The sequence below is a fragment of the Mycobacterium sp. genome (assembly GCF_035653355.1).
In the GTDB taxonomy this organism is placed as follows: Bacteria; Actinomycetota; Actinomycetes; order Mycobacteriales; family Mycobacteriaceae; genus Mycobacterium.
On the sequence record NZ_DASRBZ010000556.1, the window covers coordinates 1 to 6,436 of the forward strand.

General features: G+C 66.3%; 8 protein-coding genes. 2 read left to right on the forward strand and 6 right to left on the reverse strand.

What is annotated here, in order from left to right:
- Positions 1 to 471, reverse strand: a 471-nt coding sequence (locus tag VFA16_RS19030) for a TetR/AcrR family transcriptional regulator (RefSeq protein ID WP_324969311.1), incomplete at its 3' end; no start/stop codon positions are given.
- A gap of 203 nt (positions 472 to 674) precedes the next feature.
- Between VFA16_RS19030 and VFA16_RS19035 the strand changes: the two genes are divergently transcribed.
- Positions 675 to 1,052, forward strand: a complete 378-nt coding sequence (locus VFA16_RS19035; protein WP_324969312.1) for a DUF3060 domain-containing protein — start codon at positions 675 to 677, stop codon at positions 1,050 to 1,052.
- Between the two features lie 39 nt (positions 1,053 to 1,091).
- Positions 1,092 to 1,520: a DUF3060 domain-containing protein gene (locus VFA16_RS19040; protein ID WP_324969313.1), complete on the forward strand. Its 429-nt coding sequence runs from the start codon at positions 1,092 to 1,094 to the stop codon at positions 1,518 to 1,520.
- Here VFA16_RS19040 and VFA16_RS19045 read toward each other — a convergent pair.
- From VFA16_RS19045 to VFA16_RS19065, 5 genes are all read right to left on the reverse strand, one after another.
- Complete coding sequence (locus VFA16_RS19045) at positions 1,517 to 2,287, reverse strand: crotonase/enoyl-CoA hydratase family protein (RefSeq protein WP_324969314.1); 771 nt, start codon at positions 2,285 to 2,287, stop codon at positions 1,517 to 1,519. The two genes, VFA16_RS19040 and VFA16_RS19045, sit on opposite strands and share 4 nt — an antisense overlap.
- The gene (locus VFA16_RS19050; RefSeq protein ID WP_324969318.1) at positions 2,284 to 3,006 is read right to left on the reverse strand and encodes a PaaX family transcriptional regulator C-terminal domain-containing protein; all 723 of its coding nucleotides are present in this window, start codon (positions 3,004 to 3,006) and stop codon (positions 2,284 to 2,286) included. The genes VFA16_RS19045 and VFA16_RS19050 overlap by 4 nt, the downstream gene beginning before the upstream one ends.
- 15 nt (positions 3,007 to 3,021) lie before the next feature.
- A complete protein-coding gene (locus VFA16_RS19055) occupies positions 3,022 to 3,960 on the reverse strand; it encodes a crotonase/enoyl-CoA hydratase family protein (protein WP_324969315.1) in 939 nt (312 codons plus the stop codon).
- On the reverse strand, positions 3,957 to 5,585 hold the full coding sequence (locus tag VFA16_RS19060; protein WP_324969316.1) for an acyl-CoA dehydrogenase family protein: 1,629 nt from the start codon (positions 5,583 to 5,585) through the stop codon (positions 3,957 to 3,959). Before VFA16_RS19060 ends, VFA16_RS19055 begins: the two co-directional genes overlap by 4 nt.
- A 50-nt stretch (positions 5,586 to 5,635) precedes the next feature.
- Positions 5,636 to 6,436, reverse strand: an 801-nt coding sequence (locus VFA16_RS19065) for an alpha/beta hydrolase family esterase (RefSeq protein ID WP_324969317.1), incomplete at its 5' end; no start/stop codon positions are given.

The following is a 6,436-nucleotide window of genomic DNA, read 5'->3' on the forward strand; positions in this document are numbered from 1 at the left end:
GAGACCATAGGAGGACAAGACCTCGATCACCGGCGCCGCCGCGGCCCGCGTAGCGGCGGTGTACTCGGGGTCGTCGCCGCCCGGCGGCATCCGGGTGAATGCCGCGTACCGGCCGGGGTGGTGATGGGCATAGCTGCGGTAGGCGCTGGCCATCACCAGCACCGCGTCGTCACGGGCCCGGCCCTCGCCCACTCGGTTCAGCATCGTGATGATGTCGTCGATGACCCGCATGCGCACCGTGCGGCGCAAGTCCTCCAGGCTGTCGACATGGTTGTACAGCGACGGGCCCTTGGTTCCGAGCTGGGTTGCCAGCGCGTTGATGGTCAGCGCGTCCCAGCCTTCGCGGTCCAGGAAAGTCAGCGCGGCGTTGACGATGATTTCGCGGCTCAGCTTGGCCGGGCGCGCCGGAGTCCTTCCCGCGGCACGCGGGCGGGTGCCCGCTGACGGGGGGTGTTCCGGCTGAGCTGCCATGCGATCGCCCTTCGGGTCGGGTCACCGTCTCGATGATCCAAGGTCAGCAAAGAACTCTAGTTGACGCAGTTGTAAGACGGCTGCATCCGTTGTCGAGCGGCGCCGCGGATGCTTGCGTCAAATGGACGAAGTCACCCATCGCGCAACGGGGTGCACGTAGGCTCAGGCGGTCAGAGCACATGCCGTGGCGAGAGGGGCTCGGGGTGAACTGGAGAACCGTCAGCGGCGCGCTGGCTATCTGCGCCGTCGCCATCCCGGCCGCGCTGGCCGTCAGCGCACCGCCCGCCCACGCCAAAAACGGCGATACTCACGTCACCGGGCAGGGCGTCAATCAGACCGTGGACTGCAATGATTCGACGCTGCTCGTCGACGGCACCTCTAATACCGTCAACGCGTTGGGAACGTGCTGGGCGGTGACGATGATGGGCTCGGGTAACACCGTCATCGCCGACACGGTCGTCAACGACATCACGGTCTACGGCTGGGACGAAACGGTGTACTACCACAACGGCGAGCCGGTTATCTGGGACCGGGGCCGGGAACTGGGCATGCCCAACCGCATCGGCAAGGTGCCGGCGTGAACGCCAACATCCATTGACCAGTTGACGAATCGAGGAAGAATGCGCACCTTCCCGAGATTTGCAGCGGCAGCGTTCATTTCGGCGCTGTCGATCGTGTTGCCGGTTGCCGGGCTGGCCGGCTGCGGCCAAAAGAACAACACCGGGAACCCGTCGACCACGACTAGCAGCGCGGGAAGTTCCACCGCCCAGTTCCAAGTCGGCAACACGCTCAACTACGGATCTTTCGGGACTACCACCGACCTCGACTGTGGGGACGGTAAATCGCTCAACGTCGGCGGCTCCAACAACACGCTGACCATCAAGGGCACCTGCTCGTCGGTGAGCATCGGCGGCGCCGACAACAAGATCACCTTCGACAAGGTCGACAAACTGCTCAGCGTCGTCGGCCTCAACAACACCGTCACCTACCACAACGGTGACCCGAAGGTGGAAAACCTCGGCTCGGGCAACACGATCAACAAAGGCTAACCAACCGCTGGCGCGCCGTGGCGGCCGGCGCCGGCGGCGAAGCGTCCCGCTCCTTCCATGGCCTCTGCGGAAACCCGGGAAATGCTAGCGAATTCGAAGTCGAGCGCCTCGGCCTCCGGCACGCCCCACTGATGCAGTGCCGATAGCCGATCCGAGCGCATGCACTGTTGCGGCAGCGCAGCCAGTTCAGCGGCCAGTTCTTCAGCGGCTTGGCGCGCTTGACCTTTGGGCACAACGCGATTCGCGAGGCCGACCGCCAACGCTTCGTCGGCCTTGACGCCGCGGCCGGTCAGGATCATGTCCATCGCGCGACTATGACCAATGAGCCGCGGCAGCCGAACCGTCCCGCCGTCGATCAGCGGGACACCCCAACGTCGGCAGAACACCCCGAACACCGCGTCTTCTTCGGCCACTCGCAGGTCGCACCACAGTGCGAGTTCTAGACCACCGGCGACCGCATAACCGCTGACCGCGGCGATCACCGGTTTGGACAACACCATCCGCGTCGGCCCCATCGGGCCAGGCCCGGTGCGGTGCACCGCGTTAGCCTCCTGTGTGCCGAAAGCCTTCAAATCGGCTCCAGCGCAGAACGTTCCGCCCTCTCCCCACAACACCGCCACCGAAGCGTCGTCGTCGCGGTCGAACTGCTCGAACGCGGCGAACAACGCGGCAGCCGTCGGACCGTTGACGGCATTGCGGGCCTGCGGGCGGTTCAAGATCACCGTGGTCACCGGGCCGGTGTGCTCTACGCGTACCTCTTCAGTCATGGCGCCTCCACAAGTTGGGATTGATCGCGCCGCCTGATCAATTCGGCGGCGAAGTCGTTGTAGGTGGCTCGCAGTCGGGGTCCTGGCCAGTCGGCGGGCAGCAGCTCGTTCGGCAACACCGGATCGGTCAGCAGGTGGCGCACCATGGCCGCGGCCACCATGAACCGGCCGGGAATATCTGACGCGGCAGCCATCTCGTCGAGCAGGCGGTGCCCAGCCCGTGTCCACCCGCGCAGGTCCCACAGCTGCGCGGCGAGCTCAGCGGGGGCATCGTCGCGAGCCTTGAGAATCCTCACCCGAGCTTGAACCTCGGAGTCCAGCACTAGCTCGAGGTTGTCGGGGCGTAGCCACACCCCTTCGCGGAGTTCGCCGAAGCGCTTGTCTTGCATGGTTATTCGTAGCGAGGCCCGGGTACGTGCGTCGGTTCCTACGGTGGTGACGATAACGGTGGTCCAGTACCCGCGCCACGGCCGAACCCGTGGGCTGATGGCCTCGTCCTGGCGCCGCTGGCGGGCCAGCAGCCGATCGGAGAGTCGGTAGCCGTCAGCGGACCGAACCAGGTCGCCGGCGCTGACCATCCGGGTCAGTGCGACCCGCAGTGTGGTCTCCTTGATACCGAAGTCACTGGTCAGCTTTATTAATTCGGCCGCGGTGGCCCAGGCGGGATGGGCACCCAGCAACACAGACAGCACCACTGAGCGGGCTGTCATGCGAGCCAACCCTTCCGGCATCGGCTACACCCCGGAAGCTTTGCGGCCGTAATCGCCGAACGGCTCGTCGCGGTGACGCACCGCATCGCGGAAGCCGTGTTCGACGGCGTCGGCGACAAACGCGTGGCCTTCAGGTGTGTGCCGCGCGATGCCGTCGAACACTGTGCTGACCATCCTGCTGGTCGCCACACCCTGTTGCAGCAGCGCCGAATTCAGCGCGAGCTTGACCATGATCAGCTGGTTGACCGGCACTGCAGCGATGCGCTGTACCAGCCGCTCGGTGCGCTCGTCGAGCTCGTCGGGTGCGGGCGCCTCGACGGCCAAACCCCATTCCGCGGCCTGCTCGCCGGTGATGCAATCCCCGGTCAGCAGAAGGCGTTTGGCCCGCTGATCGCCGAGCCGGTGTGCCCACATGCCGGCCGCCGGAACGCCCCACACCCTGGTCGGGGGGTAGCCGATCTTGGCGTCGGCGGCGGCGATGATCTGATCGGCGTGCAGTGCGATGTCGGTGCCGCCGGCCACGCAGTAGCCGTGGATCTTGACCACGGTCGGCTTGTCGGCGTGCAACAGGCTGGAAAACCCGCGCACGAACCGGCTCATCATCTGGTAGTCGATCATTGGGTCCCACGGCTGGTCCGGCAGGTGGTTGATCGCCTGCGTCTTGCCGTCGAGCACGGTCCCCTTGTATGCGCTGCCGCCGCCGGCCGAGGCGGTCCGGTCGGCGTAGGCGCTCAGATCAAAGCCCGCGCAGAACCCTTCGCCGCGGCCGGAGACCAAGATAACGTGGACGTTGGGATCGAGGTCGGCGCGCTCGACCAACGCCGACAGCTCCAGCGGGGTATCGGCGATGATCGCGTTGCCCTTTTCCGGCCGGTTGAAGGTGATTCGCGCAACCCGATCGGTGACCTCGTAGGTCATTGTCTTCAGGTTGTCGAAGTCGACCGGCCTGATCGCGTGTGTCATCCTTTGACCAGCGCCCGCTCGAGGATCGGTGCGAGGTCGAGACCCGTGGGCAGGGTTCCGAATGCACCGCCCCACTGGCCGTCGAGGCGGGTGGCCAGGAACGCCTCGGCGACGGCGGGATGTCCGTGGCGCACCAACAGCGAACCCTGCAGCGCGAGGCTGATGTGCTCGGCGATACTGCGGGCGCGGTATTGGATTGTTTCGTAATCGCCGAGCTGTGGCTTGAGCTGCTCAACGTAGGCGTCCAACCGCCCGTCGTGCCCGGCGGTCTTGGCCAGCTCTGCGAACAGCACGTCGACGCATTCAGGTCGAGTTGCCATGGCGCGCAAGGTATCCAGGGCGCTGACGTTGCCAGAGCCCTCCCAGATGCCCATCAGCGGCGCCTCGCGGTACAGCCGCGGCATGCCGGAGTCCTCGATATAGCCGTTGCCGCCCAGGCACTCCATCGCTTCGGCCGCGTGCGGGGTGGCGCGCTTGCACACCCAGTACTTACTGGCGGCCAATCCAATGCGCCGCAGCAGCGTTTCAGTTTCGTCGCCGCGCACTGCGCTGTCGGTGGCGCTGGCCATCCGCATCGCCACGATGGTGGCGGCCTCGGCTTCGATTGCCAAGTCGGCCAATACGTTTCGCATCAGCGGCTGGTCGATCAGGTAGGCGCCGAACGCCTTGCGGTGCTGCGCGTGGTGGATGGCGCGAGTGACGCCGGTGCGCATGCTGGTGGCGCTGGCCAGCGTGCAGTCCAGCCGGGTCAGGTTGACCATCTCGATGATGGTCGGCACGCCGCGGCCCTCCTCGCCGACCAGCCACGCGGTGGCACCGTCGTACTCGACCTCGCTGGAGGCGTTGGCGTGGTTGCCGAGCTTATCCTTGAGCCGCTGCAAGAACATTCGGTTGCGGGTGCCGTCGGGCAATACCCGCGGCAGCAGGAAACACGACAGCCCGCCGGGCGCCTGAGCGAGCACAAGAAAGATGTCGCACATCGGTGCCGAGGTGAACCACTTGTGACCGGTCAGGCTGTAGCTGCCGTCGGCGTTGCGGGTGGCCTGGGTGGTGCCGGCCCGCACGTCGGAGCCGCCCTGCTTTTCGGTCATCGACATGCCCGCGGTGATACCGGCTTTCGCGGTGGGGACGGTGAGCTCGGGGTCGTATTCGCGGCTGGTCAGCAGCGGCTCGTAGATGGCTGCCAGTTCGGGATTGTTGCGCAGCGCCGGGACGACGGCATAAGTCATCGAAATGGGACACATATGACCGGGTTCGACGTTCCACACGCCGGTCTTGGCGGCGCGGACGACGTGTGCGCCCGGCCTGTCGTCCGCCCACGGCGCAGCGTGCAGGCCGTGTTGGATCGCCGTGCGCATCAGCTCGTGGTAGGCGGGGTCGTATTCCACCTCGTCGATGCGGTGCCCGTAGCGGTCGTGGGTGTGCAGGATCGGGCGGTTGCGGTCGGCAAGCTCACCCCAGCGCTGCGCTTCACGGCTGGCCGAAACGGCGCCGAGTTCGGTGACTTCGTCGAGGCCCCACTGTCCACCTTCGCGGATCAGCGCCTCGACCAGCACCGGGGACGACGCGGGGTTGTAGTTCTCCAGCGGCGGAACCTGGTTGGTGACGACATGGGTATCTGGCATGCGTTCAGTGTTACATTTTGCCGACAACCGCACAAGAGACGTAATACCGGCTATCGGTGGTGGACAGCGAAAAACTGCCAGAACGTCTCGGTGGCGTTGAGCGCGTCCGACGGCGGGTCGAGGCCTAATGCGCGCTGCACCGCGGTGAATCCGCTGCCCGGCCATTGGTGGCCGGCGCCGTCGATGGTGATCAGGACGACGCTGCGGCCGTCTGGACAGTCGGCTGTCGACGTGGTCAGCGCTCCGCGGGTGTCGACGGCCGGCACCGCGCACCGGTCGACGTTGCGCCAGAACGCGTTGACGCCCGGGACCGGTGGACCGTTGATGCGTGCGGCGCCGTCGCCCTGGCCGCCGGTATAGCGGATGCGGGTGTCGGCTGTGCCGTGGATGTGCATGACCGATGCCGGACGGGGGGACCGGCAGGCGTCGAGCTGGGTAGCCGAGTCTGGGCCGATGGCGGCGAAGACGCCGGTGTTGCACGCCAGCGCGTAGGCCATCATGCCGCCGTTGCTGATACCGGTGGCATACACACGCGCAGCGTCGATGCCGATGTTGTGGCTAACGTCGCCGACAACCGCGGTGATGAAGCCGACGTCGTCGACACCCTCACGCGCGGGACGACCACAGCAGCCGCCGCCGGTGTTCCATGCGCGCCCGACTCCGTCGGGGTAAGCAACCACGAATTTCGCGCTATCAGCCAATTTGTCCCAGCTGTAAGCTTTTTCGGCCTGTTCAGCGCTGCCGAAGCCGCCGTGCAGCATGACGACCAGCGGGGCCGACGCCTTGAGGCCGGCCGGCTTGTACACGCGATATGACCGGTTCAAGCCGCCGACCTGAATCGTGTGCACGCT

Coding starts and splice junctions, on each gene's coding strand:
- VFA16_RS19040 (WP_324969313.1), top strand. CDS start 1,092: ATGCGCACCTTCCCGAGATTTGCAGCGGCAGCGTTCATTTCGGCGCTG.
- VFA16_RS19045 (WP_324969314.1), bottom strand. CDS start 2,287: ATGACTGAAGAGGTACGCGTAGAGCACACCGGCCCGGTGACCACGGTG.
- VFA16_RS19055 (WP_324969315.1), bottom strand. CDS start 3,960: ATGACACACGCGATCAGGCCGGTCGACTTCGACAACCTGAAGACAATG.
- VFA16_RS19060 (WP_324969316.1), bottom strand. CDS start 5,585: ATGCCAGATACCCATGTCGTCACCAACCAGGTTCCGCCGCTGGAGAAC.